Consider the following 22,305-nt stretch of genomic DNA (forward strand, 5'->3'; position numbering starts at 1 on the left):
GCTAACCTATGTGATTTAACCTAAGTTATGAGAAATATTTTATATGTTAAGCGGCCAACTACGTGTTAACATAATCATAATATTAATTAACTTTCCGATTCTCTATCTTTGGGAAAACCCATAAGTTTTAGATGAAAAAGAACAAATCCAAGTCGAAAAATCATTCGACAAGCAAAAAACTACGCAAAGAATTAGAATCGAAATTAGCCCTTGCATTTAACGAACTTGTTATCCAGTACGGCAAAGCCAAAAAAACCGATAAAGTAATCGAAAAATTTGCAAAACAATTAACTAAAAAAGTTACTTTCGCCACTCAAGATGATTCTATAACGCCATATATCAAAGAAGAGCAAGTTACTCCTGCGGCTCCGAAGGCAAAAGCTGCTAAACCTGCTGTAGCGAAGAAAGCAAAAGAAAGAGGTTAAAGAGACAGTATAAAATACGATTTAAAATAAAGTGGGTGTTCACCATTATGATGAACACCCGCTTTTTATGGTTGTTGAGGAGTATTGCTATTATAAATTAGCTAACAAATCTACACCGTCAACAGTTGACCATTTTCCTTTTGTTAAAGCAGCACCTGTTGCAGTAGTAGAAACTGTCCAGTTTGTACCAAAACTTGCTGCGTTTACGGCAAAAGTTGCTGCACCAGCGATGAACAACGTCGGTGTATTGGTTACTTTAACGTTAGTTAATTTAATTTTTCCTGCTACAACCTGATCGTTATAGGTTACTAAATCTTTGATTTGAACTGCCCCACCGACAAGTGCTGTTGGGGTTGTTTGACTATTATATCCATCAATTATAATATTGCTAAAATCGCCATTACCCTGTGCTTTAAATTGAAAAGCATCTAACTGGATTTCACTTTGTGCTTCAGTTGTGGTACCAGCAGCTCTTTTTAAAGTAATATTGGTTACTTTAGGCCAAAATGCATTGTTAACACTTTTTGCTTCTACTTCCATGCCGTAGTTAGCCACACCAGTTTGATAAGCAAACCAGTTGGTATTATCCTGGCCTTTCCAGCCATCCTGCCAATCGAAAGCGTCATCAGCGTTACCATAAGAGATTAAGTTTTTACCACTTACAGTACCACCATAAAATTCGAAACCATCATCATTTCCTTTGTAAGAAACCAGATTTTCTAATACTGTTCCGCTACCTACTGAGTAGAATGAAAAACCATTTTGCTCTTTAGAGTTGGTAGTAATTACACGACCAGCGTATTCTACTCTTACATATTTTAACGAACCACCATTATGGGCAGCATTAGTACCACCGTAAGATAAATTTAAACCATCTTCTGAAGCTGCAGTTTGTGTACCTGTAGCAGTTGATGAATTTACAATCGGCGCATCACCATACATAATGATACCGTTCCATGAACCACCAACTTTTGATTTTTCGGTTAATACAATCGGATTATCGGCTGTACCATTGGCAATTAATTTACCACCGTTTAAAACGACTAAACCATCATCACCGTCAACCTTATCAGCAGTGAAAGTAGAGCCTGCTTCGATAGTTAACGTAGCACCTGGTTGAATTTTAACAATACCTTTTAACGTATAATTACCAAAAGCCAATGTCCTGTTAGCTGTAATATCACCTGTGATTTCCCCTACCACTGGAACTTTTGTAGGGATTTCATCATCTTCGTCTTTTGAACAGCCCGTAAAAATTGTAGCTGACACAGCAATTGCATAAAGTAATTTTTTCATTTTTAATCTTTTTTAATTTTCCTTTGATGTGTAAATTTAGTTTTCCTATGTTTTGAATACATTAACCCAGTTTTAACATTACATAAACCGAAGGTTAAGAAATTGTAATATTAAATTAGAATGTGTAGCCAAGGCCTAACGATACGCCAACACCTCTTTTATAATCTTTAACAGTAAGGCTGTTCTCGTATATTTTCACTAAGCTCTTTTCCCCCAAATCAACTTTATAAGTTGGGTTTAAGATATTCTCTACACCAAACTTTAAATCCCACTTGCTCGAAATCTTGTTGCTCCAGATCAGATCCAATTTTCCAAATGGTTTCTCGTAGTAGTTATCTAAGCCATTGGTACCTACAGCATAAATACGTTCGCCATAGATATTATAGGCTAATGTGATGGTGCTTTTCCAGTTTTTACTAAAATTACTTTCGTGTTTAATATCAGCATTGATTAACCATGGAGAAGCGCCTTGCAACCTGCGGGTATTTTCGTTACCAATAGCAGCCGTTTCTGCACTATTTTTTACTTTATCAATAGTAGTTTGGGTATACATCAGTGAGGTATTGAAACCAACTGAGAAATTAGAAAGTGATTCGCTAAACCTCGATAGTTGCAATAAAAATTCTAATTCAGCACCATATAAAACTGCTTTTTTAGAATTATCATAAGTAATGGCTAAACCACCACTCCCTGCGGTTTGTGTGAATAAACGTTCTATCGGATTTTTCAAATATTTGGCAAATCCGGTTATGGCAAACATTTCGGTATTAGAAGGGAAAAACTCATATTTTACATCAACATTGTAGTTTTTACTGTTTACCACATTAGGGTTACCATTTTCAATAGTCGCATCCGGGTTTACGAACTCTAACGGGAAAGCTTCCATAATAACCGGTTTGGTTAAGGTTTTTGAAAGTGATAGCCTTAAGTTCGTTTTCTCGCTAACCGAATATTTAAAGTTTACAGCTGGCAAAACGTCAGTATTATTTTTAGTCACCCGCAAAAGAGGATCATCAAAAGTACCCTGATTTCTAAACCTAGTAATCCGTTGCGATTGCTCTACCCTTAACCCTCCATTGATGTTAATTTTATCACCTATTACAAGAGATAAATCGGCATAACCTGCGTTTACACTTTCTTGCATGCGGGCAAGGTAAGTTGCTCCTGTACCTTCATTATAAGTAAAGCCGCCATTGGCAATCTGGCCAGCCAATGTAGCATCAGGCTGATTGGTATTAAAAGTAGCACTATTAGAGGCGAGGTTTTGCGAAACTAAAAACCTGAAATTAGATTCTATTTTATTGAAAGAGCCATTGTAACCCACTGTAAGTTTGTTGCTCTTTGCTAAATCGCTATTTCCAAACTTCCAGTTGTATTCTAATAAACCAGATCCGAAGAAGTCGCCGTTAAAATCCATATACTGTCTTGAAATACTGTTACCGGTATAACTAATTGATGTGGTATTCGCATCCAGCTGTACTCCTTTAAACGATTTTCTGTCAGGAAGCTCATAACTTGTTTTTGAATAAGAAGCTCCTGCCCTTACACTATGCCTGTCATCTTCCGTTATTTTATAATTCGCGAACACCTGACCGGTAAAGAAATCTGTCTTTTGTAATTGGTTTAAACGGATAAATGAGTTAGTAACCGTAGCCTGGCTATTGGTATAACCCAGTTGATCCTGAATCATTGTTTCTGTTCCTTTTAAATAAAAGGCATTTAAATTAAGGTTTAACCTGTTGGTACCATAATTAATTGCACCTAATACCGATGAATTGGTAGAAAACCTGTATTTAGTGGTATATAGGTTATTATCGTAAATACCTTGTGCTGTATTAAAGAAACGATCTACACCTTCTCTAATCTGAAAATTATTATCGGTATTAATTGAAACCAAATACTGGAATGAGCGGTTGTTTTCGAACCTGATTTTCTGTGTATGTAGTATACCAATATTTGTATTCAAAGGTGCATTTCCTTCTTCCACATCGAAGCCAGAGTCAAACTGTGAATTGGCTTCGTTTGCAGTCATGGTATAAGATGATGGCTTCTTACCGAAAACCTTAGGTATGCTGCGGTCATTGCTGGGAAAACCAAAGTAATCGCTAACTGAAGTCTCACCTTCCGGCCTTAAGAATTTCTTAAAGCTACTGTTAGAAAGAAAGCTGGTACCGATATTAATTTTCGTGACTGCCTTTTCGCCCTTAGCGGTTACAATATTAAATGTTCCACCTGCAAAATCGCCATATAAACCTGAGTTGAATGTTTTGTAGGTTTCTAAAACACTTACAATGTCTGTTGGGAAAAGATCTAAAGGGATAATCTTTTTGAAAGGATTGTTAGAAGGAACAGCTAAACCATTTATTAAAAGATTATTATACCTGTCTTCTAAGCCCCTTACAAATAGACCCCTGCCATCTACCTTGGTAATACCTGTAATTTTGGTTAATCCTTCTTCAACATCACTTACACCCTTTCTGGATAGTTCCTGGATTCCGATACCCTGTTTAATTTCTATTGCATTTTTTTGAAGCGATAAAAGTGCCGTTTCAGTTTCTCTGCTGGCCTGACCTTTTACCTGTACATCAGCTAATTTTTGAGAATTAGATTCTTCAAGCGCGAGGTTTAAAGTAGTTGTAGCCCCTCCGGTCACTTCCACAGCCGGTACTTCTTTATTGGCATAACCTACATAAGAAGCCTCTATAATAAATTTGCCATCTTGTAATGCAGCGATAGTATATTTACCATCAGCACCTGTAGAAGTACCTTTAGTTGTACCTTTAATTTTAACCGTTACCCCAATTAAGGTTTCGCCGGTTTTTTTATCGGTAACTGTTCCAGAAATTTTTCCTGTCTGCGCATATGATAATATGCTGATCGTTAAAGCGAACACCGTGAGTGCTGCTCTTTTAAAAGAGTTTAGTAAGTCCAATTTGCCTTTATTTGATAAGGGCAAAAGTATTACCACAGTGTTAACTACAGGTTAGGTGTTAATTAACATTGTTTTACTTTAAAGTTAACTAAACGTTAAGCGCTTTCCGAATCAGTAACGAATACCCACTTTCTTGCAAATGAAGTGCAATAACCAGATCGGACCTACTAACAAGAACTTAACATCATCAAGGAATGAAGGTTTTTTACCTTCAATTTTGTGACCAATAAATTGACCAATCCAGGCGGCTACAAATATTGCCGCATAAATAGCATAGGCCGTTCCACTACCTAAGCCTACTGCTTGTTCAATTTTTACGATGATGTAACTCATTAAACCCACCACCCAAATCATCAAAAAAAACAATACTGGCGAAAGTGTAAAGTAATAATACAAGCTAAAGGCCAATAGAAAAGATGCCCAGTTAAAGAAACCGTTGTAGCTACCTAAAAAACCGATATGTGGAAAAGGGATCTGCCAGATCAAACCCAGTAAGCTGAATACAATTAACGGAACACAGATCCAGTGCACCAGCTTGTTTGTCGGATTTTGGTGACTTTCGGCATACTTATCAAAAAGTACATCTACTGGCCGTTTGGGTTCGATTGTTATGGTTTGCTTGCTCATTATGTAAAAATAAAAAAAAGCGATGGAATATCCATCGCTTTATATTTTGTTTAATTCATTCGCCCAAACCTTTTTCTCCTATCGTTTCGTGAGGACACGAACCGAGGCTAGTATTAAACCACTCGTCATGCTGACCTGTAGCGCAGCGGAAAGCTACGCAGTAAAACAAGTTCAGGATGTCGATTTAGTCTATTTTGCAAATGCTACAGAACGGGTTTCTCTGATTACAGTAACCTTAATCTGTCCTGGATAAGTCATTTCGGTTTGAATGCGGGTTGAAATATCTGCAGCTAAAAGTTCTGCCTGTGCATCAGTAATACGTTCACTTTCTACAATCACACGTAATTCTCTACCAGCCTGAATTGCAAACGTTTTTTCTACGCCAGGATAAGATAAAGCCAGTTCTTCTAAATCTTTAAGGCGTTTGATATAACTTTCTACCACCTCACGACGTGCACCCGGACGCGCACCAGAGATCGCATCACAAGCCTGTACAATTGGAGAGATCATTGAAGTCATTTCAATTTCATCGTGGTGGGCCCCAATAGCATTACAAATTTCAGGGTGCTCTTTATATTTTTCGGCCAATTGCATACCTAAAATTGCGTGTGGCAATTCAGGGTTATCATCAGGTACTTTACCAATATCATGTAATAAACCTGCACGTTTAGCCATTTTAGCATTTAAGCCTAATTCGGCAGCCATAGTTGCACAGAAATTAGCTACCTCACGTGAGTGGTGTAACAGGTTTTGTCCGTAAGATGAACGGTAACGCATACGGCCAACCATACGGATTAACTCAGGGTGCAAGCCATGGATACCTAAATCAATCACGGTACGTTCACCAATTTCTACAATCTCATCTTCGATCTGTTTTTTGGTTTTTGCTACAATCTCCTCAATACGTGCCGGATGGATACGACCATCTGTTACCAAACGGTGTAAAGCCAAACGGGCAATTTCCCTTCTTACCGGATCGAAACCTGATAAAATAATTGCTTCCGGTGTATCATCAACAATAATTTCAATACCGGTAGCAGCTTCTAAAGCACGGATGTTTCTACCCTCTCTACCAATAACACGACCTTTAATCTCGTCGCTTTCGATATGAAAAATAGAAACTGAATTTTCAATTGCAGCTTCGGTAGCGGTACGTTGAATGGTTTGGATAACTACTTTTTTAGCTTCTTTACTCGCTGTTAACTTTGCTTCATCCACAATATCCTTTACCTGCATCATTGCCTGTGTACGGGCTTCTTGTTTCAGATTTTCTACCAATTGCTCTTTAGCTTCTTCGGCAGATAGACCAGCAATGGTTTCTAATTGTTTTAGGTGCTGGTTTTTAAGCACTTCAACTTCTTCTTGCTTTTTAATCGCAATTTCGGTTTGCTTTTCTAAAACGCTTTTTTGCTTATCGAGTTCTTGTTCTTTTTTATTAAAATTTTCCATGCGCTGGTTTACCGATTGCTCTTTCTGCTTCATGGTATTTTCGCGTTGGTTAATGTTATTGTTTTTGGCATTCACTTCTTGCTCATGCTCCGCTTTCATTTGCAAAAACTTTTCTTTTGCTTCTAAAAGTTTATTCTTTTTTAAGATCTCTGCATTGTTTTCTGCATCTTTTAAAATCTTTTTCACTTTGTTCTGTGCGGCAACTTCCTGCTGTTTAAGCAAGTTACGCAGGAGGAATCTTCCTACCACCACTCCGATAGCTATACCCGCTATTACGGCAAATACGTATCCTAATATTTCAACTATTTCCATTTTGTTTTTTAAGTAAAAAAAAACCGCAACTAATTTTTAAAGTCTCATACATTTTAAACCTCAACTAAGCATAATTAGGGTTTAAGCCATTTTCAGGTGCCATAGCAGATGAAATACGCCCTCTTAACCCTATAGATATTGAAGTGTTAAGTTTTATAAAATTTGAAACTCAAAAACTAGCCGCGGCTATGTTTTTATGCTAATATATTTAAAGCACGCGTCATCCTGAATTTATTTTACTACGTAGCTTTCCGCTGCGCTACAGGTCAGGATCTTATTAAACAGGCTCTGAAACAAGTTCAGAGTGACGTATACTTTGAAAGAACGAACCTTATTTTGAAAAGAAATTACTGAGTAAAACATCCAATTCTTCGACTTTATCGGCAACAGCAGTATCCTGGTTTTGTGCTTTATTTTCTGTTCTCAATACGGCTGTTGCATAATGTAACACTGCCATAGAAAGAAGATCCTGCTTATCTCTAACCGCATAATTATCCTGATAATCTTTTATGCGCTCATTGATCATTTTTGCTGCCCGTCTCACAATTTCTTCCTCTTCCATATTCACCTTTAGTGGATAAATACGGTCGGAAATGGTTATTTTAATCGAGATTTCTCCCATTTGTTTAGCTTAGTTTCTGATTTCTCCGCATCATTATTTTTTTAATAATGCAATACTTTTATCAATCTCCCGCACAAAATCGTTAATTTTTTGTTTAATGTCAAGCGATTTTTCGCTTGTTCCCTCTATACTTTTAGCCAATTTTGTAACCCTTAATTTTTCATCAAGTTCTACATTTTTGCCCTTCGCTGTATCGAGTGCTACTTTTAACGATTGATTTTCAAGCTTTAATAAATCATTTTCTTCCTGTAGCGCATTACATAGCTCTAATACCCGAGCCGTTTTTTGTAATACTTTATCTAATTGATCTGCAACAGAAGCCATGAATTTATTTCTAAAAATACGAATTTATATTTTATTTCCTAATTTCTGCACCAGCTTGTGCCGTTAAATTCGCGATTAATTTCTGCATGGTGTTTTCAATCTGCTTATCGGTCAAGGTTTGTTCTTCATCCTGTAGAATGAAGTTCAAGGCATACGATTTTTTACCTTCAGGTAATTTATCACCTACATACACATCGAACACACCAACCTCCTTGATCAGCTTTTTATCGGTTTTGAAAGCAATGCCTTTTAAAGTATCGAAAGTTACGGCCTGATCGATCAATAAAGATAAATCTCTACGCACTTGAGGGTACTTAGAAACTTCTTTATTAACGATTTTATTTTTCCTTACAATATCCAACAGGGCTGCCCAATCAAAATCGGCATAAAAAACCTCCGCATTTACATCGGCTACTTTACGGTCGGCTTTTGAAACGGCACCAAAACTTACCAGGGTTTTATCTCCACGGAAATATTTAATCCCATAAGCAAAGTTTTCGTCATTTAAAGCATCAGATTGATAGCTTGCAATACCTAAACGCGATATAATCGCATCAACTGCCGCTTTTAAATTATAGAAAGTTGCCGGTTTAGCATTGTGGTTCCATTGCTCGCCCTGTTTAGCACCCGAAATCAACAATAATAACCTTGAGCGCTCTACATACTGCTCATTAATTAAATGATAGGTTTTACCAAATTCGTAAAACTTAACATCAGCATTTTTACGGTTTTGGTTGTAAGCTACACTCTCTAATGCCGGCATCAATAAATGCTGACGCATTACATTTAAATCGCTGCTTAAGGGATTTAAAATAAATACGGCTTCATCTAAATTTTTCGAATAGGCCGATTTAGTTAACGAATTGCACATAATTTCTGCATAACCGTTTGAGGTAAGCATATCTGCAATTACGTTATGTGTATTTTCTTTTTCAGGCTTAATGCTGTAAGAAAGCGATGCATTTACCTTTGAAGGGATTTCGATATTATTATAACCGTAAATACGCAATACTTCTTCTGTAATATCACATTCGCGGGTTACATCAACTTTAAAAGATGGCACTCTTAAAGCCAAAGTATCTTCAGAGGTATTGGTTGCTGAAATACCTAAAGCAGTAATAATGTGTTTAATTTCGGCTGATGGAATATTTGCACCAATTAATTTATTGATGTTGGTATAACTTACTTCAAACTCGAAAGGCTTGATATGACTTGGATAAATATCGGATACTGATGAAGAAATTTCCCCGCCAGCCAGTTCTTTAATTAATAATGCTGCATATTTTAAAGCCGTAACCGTAATCTCCGGATCAGTACCACGCTCGTAGCGGAAAGAGGCGTCGGTTTTTAAGCCATGCCTTTTTGAAGTTTTACGAACGGAAACCGAATTAAAGTAAGCACTTTCTAAGAAAATATTTTTCGTATTGGCATCAACTCCAGAAGATTTTCCACCGAAAACACCTGCAATACACATTGGCGTTTCGGCATTGCAGATCATTAAATCATCTGCACTCAACTTACGTTCAACATCATCAAGGGTTACAAAAGGTGTTCCTTCGGCAACTTTTTTCACGATTACTTTTCCACCGGCAATTTTATCAGCATCGAAAGCATGCAAAGGCTGACCCAAACCATGAAGTACATAATTGGTAATATCAACTACATTATTGATGGGACGTAAACCAATTACCTTTAATTTATCTTTTAACCACTCTGGCGATTCTTTTACGGTAACGCCAGAAAGTGTTAAGCTGCTGTAACGCGGACAAGCTGCTAAATCTTCTACCTCCACCGGGATTACCAAGTTTTCGTTGTCTGTTTTAAAAGCTGAAAGATCAGGCATTTCATATTCACTTCTGAAATAAGCAGCTAAATCTCTCGCTACACCTAAATGAGAAGCTGCATCAGCACGGTTTGGCGTTAATCCGATTTCGAAAACAAAATCATCATCCATTTTGAAATGATCTTTAGCACGGATCCCTATTTCGGTATCCGCTGCAAGGATCATGATCCCATCATGCGATTTACCTAAACCAATTTCATCTTCGGCACAGATCATGCCCTGCGAAAGTTCTCCCCTGATTTTTGATTCTTTTATTTTAAATGGCTCACCCTCTAAAGGATATACGGTTGTGCCTACGGTAGCTACTACCACTTTTTGGCCAACACCTACATTTGGAGCACCGCAAACAATCTGAAGGTTTTCTTTTCCACCAACGTTTACCGTAGTAATGCGCAAACGATCGGCATTGGGATGCTGAACACAGGTTAATACTTCGCCGATAACCAATCCCTCTAAACCGCCTACAACAGGCTGCACTTTTTCTACACTTTCTACTTCTAAACCAACATTGGTAAGAATTAACGAAAGCTCTTGAGGTGTTTTATCGATCTGTACGAATTGTTTTAACCAGTTATATGATATTTTCATTTGGAGTATCAGGTAGTGAGTATCAGGTATCGAGACAAATCTCGACTGATACTCTATTTCTATAAAACGCAAAGATATTATTTAAAGGTCAAAGGAGAAAGTTAAACCCGCAATCTTGACACAATAAAAATGACTAATGGCCAATATTTAAATTAGATAGAATTACTGCACATGCCCCTGCTCCTATTACCAGCATGATAACAGATGCAATAACCAGTTTAAGGCCGGGTTTAACGGGTTGATTTTTAGCAGCTTTTACGATAATCTGAATGATGCCAATTACAAACAACAATACTACAATTACCCAATATACAATAAAAATTTCCATGAGCTTAATTTGAGATTAACTGTTGGCAAGCAATACTGCACAGGCACCAAAACCGATTACCACCATAATTACCGAAATGATAAGCAGTTTTAACCCGGGTTTTACGGGTTCGTTCCTTGATGATTTAATAATAATCTGAATAATGCCAACCACAAAGAGTACAACTGCAGTAAGACAATAAACAATGAATAATACAAATAAACCTCCCATGTTAGCTCATATATAATTTTTCCCTGATCAGATCTATTTTGTTGTCGCGGTAAAAAATATTCATGGTTTCGAAGGGTACCATTTTATATTTATCACTCACAATATGTACGCATGATTTTTTAACGGCGCGTACATCAAAATCCAGCGGATCCATAAAATTCATGATGATAATCCGAAATAAATTATCGTAACTTAAACTATCCGATTTTACCCTTGGCAGACAACACATCAATTCGCCAAAGGTATCTTCGGCACAATCTACTGAAACACCTGTACTAAAAAGATTGAGCATATGTTCTTTCAATTTTTCATCGTGTTCGAAAACGATGGTATTTTTTGAATTGTTGAGTAAATCTTCCGGATTGATCAGATGTGTCATCGGGATCACTTCATCGCCTATTTTTAATGCATAAGCCATACACAGGGCATCGGGATTACAGGGCACAGGGATTAAATCCTGAGGAGTAAAAATAGGATATTGCTCATAAATTTTTCTGCGCACCTCAGTTAGCGTTATTCTTCCCTGTTGATCATTATAATCATCATTTCTTCCGGCAACCTGAGTAGGCTGAAAAGTAACACCGCGAACACATTTCTGTTTAAGTGCGTAATCTAAAATATCCCCAATTTCGTGATCGTTAAGGCCATTTTGCAAAGTAACCACCAAAGTAGTAGATACATTAAACTGGTTGAGGTGATCGATGGCTTTTTTTCTTACTTCGGTAAGGTCTTCTCCCCTAAGCCTGGTCAATACTTCAGCACTAAAACTATCAAACTGCAGGTAGATTTCAAAATCGGGCATATAGCTTGCTAATTTTTCTACAAAGCCGATATCTTTTGCTATCCTGATCCCATTCGTATTTACCATTAAATGTTTAATGGGCTTTGTTTTGGCAAGGTCTAAAATCTTAAAAAAATCGGGATGTACGGTTGGTTCTCCACCCGAAAGTTGAACCACATCGGGCTCACCTTCGTTTGCCACAACAACATCCATCATGCGTTCTATCTCCGCCAAAGTTCTGTGCCTGCCATAACTTGGAGATGACATGGCATAACAGGTTGGACAGGCCAGGTTACAACGATCAGTAACCTCTATTACGGTTAAACACGAATGCTGTTCATGATCGGTACATAAGCCACAATCGTAAGGGCAACCGTAATGCACTTTGGTATTAAACTTAAGTGGCATTTCTGATTGTTTATTGTAATTGCGGATCTGTTTGTAATATTCTACATCATCGGCAATCATTACTTTGCTATCACCGTGCGTTCTGCAGTTTTTCAACATAAATACCTTAGCGTCCTGAAAAACAATTTTCGCATCGCAAAGCTGTAAACATTCAGGGCAAAGACTTTTGGTATAATCGTAATATATATAATCTCTGGTATTGGCCATAATGTTTACTGTTTATGTAAAATCTGTTTCGAAATTCTGATGATGAATCTATAATAATAAATAAAAATAAACAATGCAGACCAATGAATGCTACTTAAATTTAAAAATAACGAATGGTAAGGTTTTATAAATTCTACCCAAAAACGGAATAGGAAATACAATACCATAAACAATTTAAAGCGGTCTCCATTGATCAATGGCTTATTTTTCAAACCATTGAACAAAAAAATCAAAAGCATGAGGTAAAGCATTTCGTAGAGCATGATGGGATGCCGCAATATGCCATCACCCAAATCCATACCTGTAAAAAAATGGGTAGGGATGCCATAGGTTGGCTCGTCGATCCCCATGGAAAAACAACCGATACGGCCAATAATAAGGGCAATCAAAATCGGGATCACATAGATATCTCCGGAAGCGATATCCACACCTATTATCTTTTTTATTAATTCAACACCGAACAAACCGCCAAGCAAACCGCCAACAATGGTTTTACTCTGATAAAGAACTGAAAAACTAAGGTGGTGGAGTACTTCAGGCGTTTCGAGTACAGCAATTACACGCGAGCCAATTAATGCCCCAAGCATAGCGCCCAACATAATCCACAGCCTGTTTTCGTCAGATATCGGGTCTTTAATTCCTTTTTTATAGAAATAATACAACCTAACACCAATTATAAATGCCAGCGTTTCGAAAATATAGTGATAGTGGTATTGGTTACCAAAAAGTTCGAATTGAAAGGGAAACAGAGATTTTAACAGCATTTATTAAAACCAAAGTCTGCAAAAAACAGGTAAATGATCAGAATAGTACCTTTTATCCTGACTATCAGTTAATACGGCAAATTTCTGCACCTTAAATCCTTTGTTTACAAAAATGTAGTCGATCCTGTTTTTCAGGTCACTGTTAAAATCAAACCCATTAAAAGTGCCTGTCGGCCCATATGGAGGCTCTACAGAAACATCTTTTGCGTCGATAAGAAAAGATTTTATGGTAGCAATAGCTTCAGTTTCGGGTGTTACATTTAAATCGCCTGTAAAAACGACCGGTAAAGTAGGAGCTATCTGTTGTATTTTTTGTTTCAATAATTTAGCTGATTCAATTCTCGCTTTCACTCCAACGTGATCGTAATGTGTGTTAAAAACGATAAATTCTTTTTTATTCTGCTTATCGTATAATTTAACCCAACTGCATATCCGGTTAAGTGCAGCATCCCAACCTTTTGATGGAACATCTGGTGTTTCTGACAACCAAAAAGTTCCGCCATCCTTTTTAGTGAACCTCTTTTTATCAAAATAAACGGCAGAGAATTCGCCCTTTCTTTTACCATCCTCACGGCCAACACCTACTACATCGAAATTGGAATTCTCCAAAAGCGCATCAAACTGCTCAGGCAAGGCTTCCTGTACACAAAGAATATCAGCATCATGAAATTTCACCAGGGCCTTAACATTATCTTTCCGGTTAGGCCAGGCATTAACACCGTCAGATGCTACATTTAAACGGATATTGTAAGTAATAATATTAATTGGGACTGCCGTTTTTTGCGCAAATGCCATAACGGTTAACAGAAGAAAAACAGGGATGATTTTTAAAGTATTCATAAATATAATTATACAATTTAATTAATGCCGGCCAGCCAGCAACACCTAATTTTAAGCCACTATTATACTAATTTAACGTTAATTGTATTTTAACAACCTAATATCTTTTAAATTAAATCTTCATCCCGATAACTATAGTAACGGTTATTGGCAAAAATCAGGTGATCAACCACGTACAGGCTAAGCAAATTTCCTGAAGCAACCATATTCCTGGTCAATTTATCGTCGCTCTCACTAGGCTTTAAACTTCCTGAAGGATGGTTATGTGCCAATACAATATTTGCGGCATTGTTTTCTAAAGCTGTTTTAAAAATAATTTTCGGATCGGCTACTGTACCTGCCTGTCCGCCTTTACTGATCAGAAATTTACCTATCACCCGATTAGACCTGTTTAGGAGTAATATCCAAAACTCTTCATGATTGAGGTTAGCGAAAGTTTGATGTAAATATTTATAAACATCGTTAGAAGTAGTAACATGGGTAATGGCCTCTTCAGCAGTTTCCTTCCGCCGCAAACCAAGCTCTAAAGCGGCAATAATAGTTAACGCTTTGGCTTCCCCAATGCCTCTAAACCTGGAAAGCTCCAGAATAGAAGCTTTTCCCAGTTTTGTTAAATTGTTATCGTAAAACGACAAAATCCTTTTACTTAAATCCACAGCAGTTTCATTTTTACTTCCCGAGCCAATTAAAATAGCAATCAGTTCGGCATCTGTTAAATGTCTTCGGCCATGTAATAAAAGTTTTTCACGGGGGCGATCTTCTTCAGCCCATAACTTTATACCTAGTTTCTGTTCGTAATTTTCCATTTTTTTAGACAAAAAAAGGCATCCTAACTGTTGGTTAGGATGCCTTTACTAATATCGTAAAAAAATTGGCTTATTTTAAACCGTTAACGAATTTCGTTAATTTCGATTTGTTATTAGCCGCTTTGTTTTTGTGGATAATATTCTTTTTAGCTAAACGATCTAACATAGAGATTACTTTAGGCAATAAATCAGATGCAGATTTTTTATCTTCTGCAGCACGTAATCTTTTAATAAAGGTACGTGTAGTTTTTGCCTGATATCTGTTACGTAAACGTTTTGTTGCGTTTGCTCTAATTCTTTTTAATGAAGATTTATGATTTGCCATTTCTATTTAGCCTTTTATTTTTCTTATTCGTTTCCTATAATTCGGGTTGCAAATATAGGATTAATGTTTTTAAATTACAAAACACTTTCAACTTTTTTTTCATTAAAATTGAACCTCATTTCCGAACTGCAAAAATAGGTTAAAATTATTCATTATAAATACTTTAACTTAATTCAATAAAATTTCCTTTCGATTAAGAAAACAGGCTTAAAAATACTATTTTTGGGCAAAACGATTTTTGAGTGAAAAAACGAATAGCCATCTTTGCATCAGGTTCTGGCTCCAATGCCCAAAAACTGATGGAGCATTTTAAACGGAGTAATGAAATAGAAATATCTTTGGTATTAACCAACAATGCCGATGCCTATGTATTGCAGAGAGCTGATAATTTCGAAATCCCCACTCATATTTTCGACAAAAATGAATTCTATAAAACCGACGAAGTAATAGACCTTCTCAAAAATCTTGAAATCGATTTTATTGTTCTTGCAGGTTTTCTCTGGCTGATCCCTAAAAACCTGATCCATGCTTACCCTGGCAGAATTGTAAATATCCATCCGGCAATCCTTCCGAAATTTGGCGGTAAAGGCATGTATGGCGACCATGTACACCTCGCGGTGATGGCCGCCGGCGAAACCGAAGGCGGCATAACCATTCATTACGTTAATGAAAACTATGATGAAGGGGAATATATTTATCAGGCCAGGTACCGAATCGATAAAAATGACAACCTGGAAATGGTAAAGTTTAAAGGCCAGCAGCTCGAACACCAGCATTACCCCCGTATTGTAGAAACCATAGTAAGAAAGATCAGCAAATAAATCACACCATAAAACGGGTTAATAAGGCTATTTAATTAGGCTTTAGAAGAGCTTATCTGGCAAATGAATATACCTTATTATATATAGTGGAATAAAATTTAATATTGATAGGTAAATCTCATTAAAAAACAATCCTGTTTTACTACCTTTGCGGCTCAAAATTTTCAGTAGAATGAGTCAATCCATTAAAATCAAAAACGCTTTAATCTCAGTATATTATAAAGATGGTTTGGAGCCATTGGTAAAATTGTTGGCCGCGCAAGGGGTACAGTTATTTTCTACCGGTGGAACAGAACAATTCATCAAAGATTTAAATCTTCCGGTTACGGCGGTTGAAGATTTAACAGGTTATCCGTCTATTTTAGGCGGACGTGTTAAAACTTTACACCCAAAAGTATTTGGTGGAATTTTAAACCGTAGAGCGTTAGCGGGAGATCAGGAGCAGATTGCTGAATATGAGATCCCCGAAATTGATTTGGTTATTGTTGACTTATATCCTTTTGAAGAAACTGTAAAAGCAGGCGGAACACCAGAAGAAATTATCGAAAAAATTGATATTGGTGGTATTTCCTTAATCCGTGCAGCTGCAAAAAACTTCAACGATGTGGTGATTATCGCATCGAAAAACGACTATCCTACCTTACAGGCCCAATTAGAAGCTCAAAATGGCGAAACTACTTTAGCACAGCGTAAATCGTTCGCTAAAACAGCTTTCCATACTTCTTCACATTACGATACTGCAATTTTTAATTATTTCAATACAGAAGAGCCGCTTGATGTTTTCAAACAAAGCGTAACAGAAGCTAAAACTTTGCGTTATGGCGAAAACCCTCATCAAGGCGGTGTATTCTATGGCGATCTAGATGCGATGTTTACCAAACTTAATGGTAAAGAGCTTTCTTACAACAATTTGGTTGATGTGGATGCAGCTGTTGCTTTGATCGACGAATTTGAAGATCCAACTTTTGCAATCTTAAAACACACAAATGCTTGCGGTATTGCTTCCCGCCCTACTGTTAAACAGGCCTGGCTTGATGCATTGGCCTGCGATCCGGTTTCTGCTTTTGGTGGCGTATTGATTACCAATGTTGCGGTAGATTTAGAAACGGCCCAAGAAATTAACAACCTGTTTTTCGAAGTATTAATTGCACCTTCTTACCAACCAGAAGCAATTGAGTTATTCAGCAAAAAGAAAAACCGCGTTATTTTACAACGTAATGAGGTTGAATTGAGCAAAAAACAATTTAAAACACTATTAAACGGTGTAATTGAGCAGGATAAAGATTTAATTATCGAAGGTCCTGAGCAAATGACAACCGTTACCGATAAAGCGCCAACTGCACAAGAGTTAAAAGATTTGTTCTTCGCTAACAAAATTGTAAAACATACTAAATCGAATACCATCGTTTTGGTAAAGGACGACGTTTTAATTGCCAGCGGTGTGGGTCAAACTTCGCGTGTTGATGCATTAAGACAAGCGATTGAAAAAGCGGCGGCTTTCGGATTCAGCGTTAAAGGTGCAGCAATGGCTTCTGATGCTTTCTTCCCTTTCCCTGATTGTGTTGAGATTGCTGCCGAAGCCGGAATTACAGCTGTACTGCAACCAGGCGGATCGATTAAAGATGCCGATTCTGTTGCAAAAGCAAACGAAAAAGGTATCGCAATGGTAACCACTGGGGTAAGACACTTTAAACACTAATCAAGCTTAAAGCCGAAAGACTAAAGCTTAAAGCGAAAATCCTTGTTAAAGCCTAATGGCTTAAAACTTTGGTCTTTCAGCTTTGGTCTTTTAACTTTTTTATTTTCTGAATATTTTAATTGCCTTAAAAACAATTTAATAACTGAAGAAAATAAAACTTAAAACAATAAAAAAGCTATTTTTACATTAGGAATAGTATAGATTTGATAAAATAAAGAAAACATACCTTATACATGGGATTATTTAACTGGTTTACGCAAGAAGTTGCCATCGATTTAGGCACTGCGAATACCCTGATTATACATAACGACAAAGTAGTTGTAGATGAGCCATCTATCGTTGCTTTCGATCGTACTACAAACAAAGTCATTGCTATAGGTCGTCAGGCAATGCAAATGGAGGGTAAAACCCACGATAACATTAAAACCGTTCGTCCATTAAAAGATGGTGTAATTGCCGATTTCAACGCTGCTGAAGCCATGATTAAAGGCATGATCCGTATGCTTAATGGCGGTAAAGGATGGATGTTCCCATCTTTACGTATGGTAATCTGTATTCCATCTGGTATTACTGAAGTAGAAAAACGTGCAGTACGCGATTCAGCTGAAATTGCCGGTGCAAAAGAGGTATACTTAATTCACGAACCAATGGCAGCAGCCGTAGGTATCGGGATTGATGTAGAAGAGCCAATGGGTAACATGATTATCGATATAGGTGGCGGTACCACAGAAATTGCGGTTATCGCTTTATCGGGTATTGTTTGCGATCAATCAATCCGCGTTGCGGGTGATAACTTCGACTCCGATATCGTAAACTACATCCGCCGTCAACACAACATTATGATCGGTGACCGTACTGCTGAAAAAATTAAAATTGAAGTTGGTGCAGCTTTACCTGAACTTCAGGATGCTCCTGCCGATTTCGCAGTTCAAGGCCGCGATTTAATGACCGGTGTACCTAAACAGATCACGGTTTCTTATACCGAAATTGCACATTGTTTAGATAAATCGATCTCTAAAATTGAAGAAGCAATTTTAAAAGCTTTAGAGATTACGCCTCCGGAGCTTTCGGCAGATATTTACCAAACTGGTATTTATTTAACTGGTGGTGGTGCATTGTTAAGAGGTTTAGATAAGCGTGTAGCGGCTAAAACCAAATTACCTGTTCACGTTGCAGAAGATCCGCTTCGTGCAGTAGTTCGTGGAACTGGCATCGCCCTTAAAAACATTGGCGGATATAAATTCTTAATGCAATAACCCAGATTTGGGATATGAGATGTGAGATTTGAGACTAACTATCCAAACTCGCATCTCATGTCTCACATCTCATACCTCATGAGCAATGCGTAACCTTTGGATTTTCATCAGCAGATACAACGCATTTTTCTTATTTATCATATTTTTTATCGTTGGGATCTACTTCACGGTGAAAAACAACTCCTATCAGCGTAGTGTAACCCTAAACTCAAGCAATGAGGTGGTTGGCACCGCATACGAAAGGTTAAATGTTTTTAAACGATATTTAAACCTGGGTATGGTTAACGATAGTCTTGCAGCCGAAAATGCTAAGCTTAAAAGCCAATTATTGGCATTAACTACGGTAGATACGGCCAAAGATGTTAAAGTTGTAGATACGGTTACTAATCAGCAATACACTTATTTAGCAGCCAAGGTGGTTAAAAACTCGATCACGCTGCGCAACAACGTAATGACCATTAATAAAGGTACTGTTGATGGCATTAAAAGCGGCATGGCCGTTATTGCACCTCAACGTGGGGTGGTTGGTTTTATCCGTGACGTTTCAGCACATCTAGCTACCATCCAGTCACTACTTCACAAAGACACTAAAATTAGTGTAACCCTGAAAAAGAACAATGCGCTCGGCTCATTAGTTTGGGGCGACGGAAATTTCGATATTAAAAAGGCCTTTGTTAAAGAGGTGCCCAACCATATTAAAATGTATGTTGGCGATAGTGTTATTACCTCTGGTTATGGTTCCTTTCCTGCCGGAATTTTGGTTGGAAAAATCATTAAGCCTAATGTTGCCACCAATGATAATTTCTTATCAGGAGAATTAAATTTATTTACAGATTTTAGCACATTGCAATATGTATATGTGGTTAAAGATAAAAGAGCTGACGAGCAAAAAGCTTTAGAAAGCATCGCTAAACCGAATGAATAGTAGAATCATTATTATAAATGTGATCAGGTGGTTTTTACTCCTTTTTGTGCAGATCTTCCTGCTCAAGAATATGGGCTTCTATGATCTTTCTACACCATTCATTTATGTCTTATTTTTGCTCCTGCTTCCCTTCGGCATACCCAACATTTTGTTATATTTACTGGCTTTCGGAACAGGCTTAACCCTCGATGCTTTTTACGATACCATGGGCGTACATGCTACAGCCTGTGTGGTTTTGGCTTTTGTAAGAATTTCGTTTATTTCAATTAGTTTAAACCGCGACGCAATTGACGACCCAGAACCATCGTTAAGTTATATGGGTTTCCAATGGTTTTCACTTTATGCTTTTCTTTGCGTTGTTGCACACCATTTGGTGCTGTTCTTTTTAGAAACATTTAGGCTAACCGAAGTTGGTTATACCTTAATGAGATGCGGCTTAAGTTGTATCTTTACACTGCTTATTATTTTATTGGTAGAGTTTATATTCTATAGAAGGACACCACGCTAATGGATCAATTATTTAACCGAAAATATATCGTTCAAGGATTATTTATTGCAATCGCCCTGATTTTATTGGGGAAGTTATTTTATATCCAGATTATTAGCGACAAGGCTTTCGTTTCTGCAGAAAGTAATGTTTTACGCAAAATTTATAAATATCCTGCCCGTGGTGCCATTCTAGACCGCAATATGAAGGTGATTGTGCAAAACGAACCTGTGTACGATTTAATGGTTACGCCAAACGAAGTAAAACCTTTCGATACCTTAGCACTTGCTCAGGCATTAGACATTACTTTTGAGGATGTTCGGAAAAACCTTAAAAAAGCAAGGGGAAAATCGAGTTACCAGGCTACCCCTTTTCTTAAACAGATTTCGGTTCAAAGTTATGCCCGTTTGCAGGAAACACTTTACCGTTTTCCAGGCTTTAGAACACAGGACAGAACCATCAGACATTACCCCGATAGTGTTGGTGGACAGTTATTTGGTTATGTAAAAGAAGTAAGCCCCACCGATATAGAAAAATCTGAAGGATTTTATAAACCTGGTGATTACAAAGGCAAAAGTGGTTTAGAGTTTTCTTATGAAGAAACTTTAAGAGGCGAAAAGGGTGTAATTAACACAGTATATGATGCGCACAATACCCCACAGGGAAGTTATGCCGATGGTAAATACGATGTAAACGCAGTTTCGGGAGAAAGATTGATCTCAGGAATCGATATGAGGATTCAGAAACTCGGTGAAGAATTGATGATGAATAAGGTTGGTGCAATTGTCGCTATAGAACCTGCTTCGGGAGAAATTCTTTCACTGGTAAGTAGTCCGGGATATGATCCAAATCTTCTGGTGGGCAGAAACCAGGGGAATAATTACATGGAATTTATTGTTGGTAATCCATATCGTCCATCTTTAGTAAGGCCCATCATGGGCTACTACCCTCCAGGATCGTCGTTTAAGCCAGTTGATGCCTTAATCGGATTACAAGAAGGCGTAATAGATCCCAATACCACATTCTTTTGTCCGCACTATTATCAGGCTGGAAACAGAAAAATTAAATGCGAACACTTTGATGGTTCAATTTCGCTGAGAAGAGGCATTGCCCGTTCCTGCAATACTTACTTTTGTTATGTTTTTCAGAAGCTGATTACCAAAAACGGCATGAAAAACCAACGACAAACTTATCAGGAATGGCGTGATAAAGTAGCCAAATTTGGTTTCGGATCAAAACTCGATATCGATATGCCCTATGAAAGAAAGGGCTATTTTTATACAGCAGATCATTACGATAAAGTTTATGGTAAAAGATGGGGTTATACCAACGTAATTTCGCAGGCGATTGGCCAGGGTGAGATTACCGCTACCCCATTACAGATGGCAAATGCCATGGCGATTATTGCTAATCGTGGTTATTACATTAAGCCGCACTTAATTAAAGGTATAGGCGATAAGAACCTGGTTAAAAAAGAATATGTGGTTAAAAATTATGTGGGTGTAGATGCCAGACATTTCGAACCGGTGATTGATGGCATGCAAGATGCCGTAAACACCAGTTGGGGAACGGCCATACTATCCCGGATTCCAGATGTGGTACTCTGCGGAAAAACAGGAACGGTACAAAACCCACATGGCAAAAACCACTCGGTATTTATAGGCTTTGCGCCACGCGATAATCCAAAAATTGCCATTGCGGTAATTGTAGAAAATGCAGGTTATGGCAGTACCTATGCAGCACCAATTGCCAGCTATATGATCGAAAAGTATCTGAAAGGGAGTGTTAGCGGTGGAAGAGCTGCCCAGGTAGAATGGATGAAGAATCAAAACCTGCTTCCGTTACTAATCGACAAAACAAAAAAGATCAAATTAACGAAGGCAGATAGTCTGTTGCTTAAAAAAGCAGATTCAACCAAAAGGATAAAAGATAGTTTGAGAATTAAATCGGCAACGATAAAACAAACGGTTACTACAAAACCTAAAGCATTAAAAACAACCTTAACCGATAAACCTGTAATCCAGAAATAA

Annotated in this window: 21 protein-coding genes; 7 read left to right on the forward strand and 14 right to left on the reverse strand. The window is 37.5% G+C overall.

Annotation, left to right across the window (positions count from 1 at the left end):
- Positions 1 to 131 precede the first annotated feature (131 nt).
- Positions 132 to 425 carry a hypothetical protein gene (locus AC1RJ8_RS16035; RefSeq protein WP_492954544.1) on the forward strand — a complete coding sequence of 98 codons (294 nt, stop codon included), beginning with the start codon at positions 132 to 134 and terminating at the stop codon, positions 423 to 425.
- Positions 426 to 515: 90 nt separating this feature from the next.
- Here the strand turns inward: AC1RJ8_RS16035 and AC1RJ8_RS16040 are convergent, their stop codons facing one another.
- From AC1RJ8_RS16040 to rpsT, 14 genes are all read right to left on the reverse strand, one after another.
- Complete coding sequence (locus AC1RJ8_RS16040; protein WP_492954543.1) at positions 516 to 1,721, reverse strand: beta-helix domain-containing protein; 1,206 nt, start codon at positions 1,719 to 1,721, stop codon at positions 516 to 518.
- A 115-nt stretch (positions 1,722 to 1,836) separates the two neighbouring features.
- Entirely contained in the window at positions 1,837 to 4,653 is a 2,817-nt protein-coding gene (locus tag AC1RJ8_RS16045) for a TonB-dependent receptor (protein ID WP_492954542.1), read from the reverse strand.
- Positions 4,654 to 4,764: 111 nt separating this feature from the next.
- Positions 4,765 to 5,280 (reverse strand): Mpo1 family 2-hydroxy fatty acid dioxygenase, encoded by a 516-nt coding sequence (locus AC1RJ8_RS16050; RefSeq protein WP_492954541.1) that lies wholly within the window; start codon positions 5,278 to 5,280, stop codon positions 4,765 to 4,767.
- A gap of 189 nt (positions 5,281 to 5,469) precedes the next feature.
- Positions 5,470 to 7,041, reverse strand: coding sequence for a ribonuclease Y (rny, locus tag AC1RJ8_RS16055; protein ID WP_029277270.1), 1,572 nt, complete (start codon positions 7,039 to 7,041; stop codon positions 5,470 to 5,472).
- Between the two features lie 331 nt (positions 7,042 to 7,372).
- Positions 7,373 to 7,663: a cell division protein ZapA gene (locus AC1RJ8_RS16060; RefSeq protein ID WP_492954540.1), complete on the reverse strand. Its 291-nt coding sequence runs from the start codon at positions 7,661 to 7,663 to the stop codon at positions 7,373 to 7,375.
- 33 nt (positions 7,664 to 7,696) lie between these two features.
- A complete protein-coding gene (locus tag AC1RJ8_RS16065) occupies positions 7,697 to 7,987 on the reverse strand; it encodes a hypothetical protein (RefSeq protein ID WP_492954539.1) in 291 nt (96 codons plus the stop codon).
- A 31-nt stretch (positions 7,988 to 8,018) separates the two neighbouring features.
- Entirely contained in the window at positions 8,019 to 10,418 is a 2,400-nt protein-coding gene (gene pheT, locus AC1RJ8_RS16070) for a phenylalanine--tRNA ligase subunit beta (protein WP_492954538.1), read from the reverse strand.
- Positions 10,419 to 10,551: 133 nt separating this feature from the next.
- The gene (locus tag AC1RJ8_RS16075; RefSeq protein ID WP_029277278.1) at positions 10,552 to 10,746 is read right to left on the reverse strand and encodes a hypothetical protein; all 195 of its coding nucleotides are present in this window, start codon (positions 10,744 to 10,746) and stop codon (positions 10,552 to 10,554) included.
- A 15-nt stretch (positions 10,747 to 10,761) separates the two neighbouring features.
- Entirely contained in the window at positions 10,762 to 10,956 is a 195-nt protein-coding gene (locus tag AC1RJ8_RS16080) for a hypothetical protein (protein WP_492954537.1), read from the reverse strand.
- A gap of 1 nt (position 10,957) precedes the next feature.
- Positions 10,958 to 12,352, reverse strand: coding sequence for a radical SAM protein (locus AC1RJ8_RS16085; RefSeq protein WP_492954536.1), 1,395 nt, complete (start codon positions 12,350 to 12,352; stop codon positions 10,958 to 10,960).
- Positions 12,353 to 12,357: 5 nt separating this feature from the next.
- Positions 12,358 to 13,116 (reverse strand): prolipoprotein diacylglyceryl transferase, encoded by a 759-nt coding sequence (locus tag AC1RJ8_RS16090; protein ID WP_492954535.1) that lies wholly within the window; start codon positions 13,114 to 13,116, stop codon positions 12,358 to 12,360.
- Between the two features lie 3 nt (positions 13,117 to 13,119).
- Positions 13,120 to 13,956, reverse strand: a complete 837-nt coding sequence (locus AC1RJ8_RS16095) for an endonuclease/exonuclease/phosphatase family protein (RefSeq protein ID WP_492954534.1) — start codon at positions 13,954 to 13,956, stop codon at positions 13,120 to 13,122.
- Between the two features lie 107 nt (positions 13,957 to 14,063).
- Positions 14,064 to 14,762 (reverse strand): RadC family protein, encoded by a 699-nt coding sequence (gene radC / locus AC1RJ8_RS16100; RefSeq protein ID WP_029277287.1) that lies wholly within the window; start codon positions 14,760 to 14,762, stop codon positions 14,064 to 14,066.
- A gap of 70 nt (positions 14,763 to 14,832) precedes the next feature.
- Positions 14,833 to 15,087, reverse strand: a complete 255-nt coding sequence (gene rpsT / locus AC1RJ8_RS16105) for a 30S ribosomal protein S20 (protein ID WP_029277289.1) — start codon at positions 15,085 to 15,087, stop codon at positions 14,833 to 14,835.
- A 242-nt stretch (positions 15,088 to 15,329) separates the two neighbouring features.
- On the opposite strand from rpsT, the gene purN reads away from it, so the two are divergent.
- The 6 genes from purN to mrdA all read left to right on the forward strand — a co-directional run bounded on the left by purN (position 15,330) and on the right by mrdA (position 22,305).
- A complete protein-coding gene (gene purN / locus AC1RJ8_RS16110) occupies positions 15,330 to 15,908 on the forward strand; it encodes a phosphoribosylglycinamide formyltransferase (protein WP_492954533.1) in 579 nt (192 codons plus the stop codon).
- Between the two features lie 172 nt (positions 15,909 to 16,080).
- On the forward strand, positions 16,081 to 17,607 hold the full coding sequence (gene purH / locus AC1RJ8_RS16115; RefSeq protein WP_492954532.1) for a bifunctional phosphoribosylaminoimidazolecarboxamide formyltransferase/IMP cyclohydrolase: 1,527 nt from the start codon (positions 16,081 to 16,083) through the stop codon (positions 17,605 to 17,607).
- Positions 17,608 to 17,840: 233 nt separating this feature from the next.
- Positions 17,841 to 18,863 carry a rod shape-determining protein gene (locus tag AC1RJ8_RS16120; protein WP_010601761.1) on the forward strand — a complete coding sequence of 341 codons (1,023 nt, stop codon included), beginning with the start codon at positions 17,841 to 17,843 and terminating at the stop codon, positions 18,861 to 18,863.
- A gap of 85 nt (positions 18,864 to 18,948) precedes the next feature.
- On the forward strand, positions 18,949 to 19,788 hold the full coding sequence (gene mreC / locus AC1RJ8_RS16125) for a rod shape-determining protein MreC (protein WP_492954531.1): 840 nt from the start codon (positions 18,949 to 18,951) through the stop codon (positions 19,786 to 19,788).
- A complete protein-coding gene (locus tag AC1RJ8_RS16130; RefSeq protein WP_167293246.1) occupies positions 19,781 to 20,296 on the forward strand; it encodes a rod shape-determining protein MreD in 516 nt (171 codons plus the stop codon). Before mreC ends, AC1RJ8_RS16130 begins: the two co-directional genes overlap by 8 nt.
- Positions 20,296 to 22,305 carry a penicillin-binding protein 2 gene (gene mrdA, locus AC1RJ8_RS16135; protein ID WP_492954530.1) on the forward strand — a complete coding sequence of 670 codons (2,010 nt, stop codon included), beginning with the start codon at positions 20,296 to 20,298 and terminating at the stop codon, positions 22,303 to 22,305. Before AC1RJ8_RS16130 ends, mrdA begins: the two co-directional genes overlap by 1 nt.

This window comes from Pedobacter sp. GW822-FHT03F06 (genome assembly GCF_058801365.1).

Bases quoted from the DNA above. Each gene is read 5' to 3' on its own strand.
- AC1RJ8_RS16060 (WP_492954540.1), bottom strand. From the start codon at position 7,663: ATGGGAGAAATCTCGATTAAAATAACCATTTCCGACCGTATTTATCCA.
- AC1RJ8_RS16050 (WP_492954541.1), bottom strand. From the start codon at position 5,280: ATGAGCAAGCAAACCATAACAATCGAACCCAAACGGCCAGTAGATGTA.
- AC1RJ8_RS16080 (WP_492954537.1), bottom strand. From the start codon at position 10,956: ATGGGAGGTTTATTTGTATTATTCATTGTTTATTGTCTTACTGCAGTT.
- rny (WP_029277270.1), bottom strand. From the start codon at position 7,041: ATGGAAATAGTTGAAATATTAGGATACGTATTTGCCGTAATAGCGGGT.
- mreC (WP_492954531.1), top strand. From the start codon at position 18,949: ATGCGTAACCTTTGGATTTTCATCAGCAGATACAACGCATTTTTCTTA.
- AC1RJ8_RS16040 (WP_492954543.1), bottom strand. From the start codon at position 1,721: ATGAAAAAATTACTTTATGCAATTGCTGTGTCAGCTACAATTTTTACG.
- AC1RJ8_RS16090 (WP_492954535.1), bottom strand. From the start codon at position 13,116: ATGCTGTTAAAATCTCTGTTTCCCTTTCAATTCGAACTTTTTGGTAAC.
- AC1RJ8_RS16120 (WP_010601761.1), top strand. From the start codon at position 17,841: ATGGGATTATTTAACTGGTTTACGCAAGAAGTTGCCATCGATTTAGGC.
- mrdA (WP_492954530.1), top strand. From the start codon at position 20,296: ATGGATCAATTATTTAACCGAAAATATATCGTTCAAGGATTATTTATT.
- rpsT (WP_029277289.1), bottom strand. From the start codon at position 15,087: ATGGCAAATCATAAATCTTCATTAAAAAGAATTAGAGCAAACGCAACA.
- AC1RJ8_RS16065 (WP_492954539.1), bottom strand. From the start codon at position 7,987: ATGGCTTCTGTTGCAGATCAATTAGATAAAGTATTACAAAAAACGGCT.
- AC1RJ8_RS16130 (WP_167293246.1), top strand. From the start codon at position 19,781: ATGAATAGTAGAATCATTATTATAAATGTGATCAGGTGGTTTTTACTC.
- AC1RJ8_RS16075 (WP_029277278.1), bottom strand. From the start codon at position 10,746: ATGGAAATTTTTATTGTATATTGGGTAATTGTAGTATTGTTGTTTGTA.
- AC1RJ8_RS16085 (WP_492954536.1), bottom strand. From the start codon at position 12,352: ATGGCCAATACCAGAGATTATATATATTACGATTATACCAAAAGTCTT.
- pheT (WP_492954538.1), bottom strand. From the start codon at position 10,418: ATGAAAATATCATATAACTGGTTAAAACAATTCGTACAGATCGATAAA.
- purH (WP_492954532.1), top strand. From the start codon at position 16,081: ATGAGTCAATCCATTAAAATCAAAAACGCTTTAATCTCAGTATATTAT.
- radC (WP_029277287.1), bottom strand. From the start codon at position 14,762: ATGGAAAATTACGAACAGAAACTAGGTATAAAGTTATGGGCTGAAGAA.
- AC1RJ8_RS16035 (WP_492954544.1), top strand. From the start codon at position 132: ATGAAAAAGAACAAATCCAAGTCGAAAAATCATTCGACAAGCAAAAAA.
- AC1RJ8_RS16095 (WP_492954534.1), bottom strand. From the start codon at position 13,956: ATGAATACTTTAAAAATCATCCCTGTTTTTCTTCTGTTAACCGTTATG.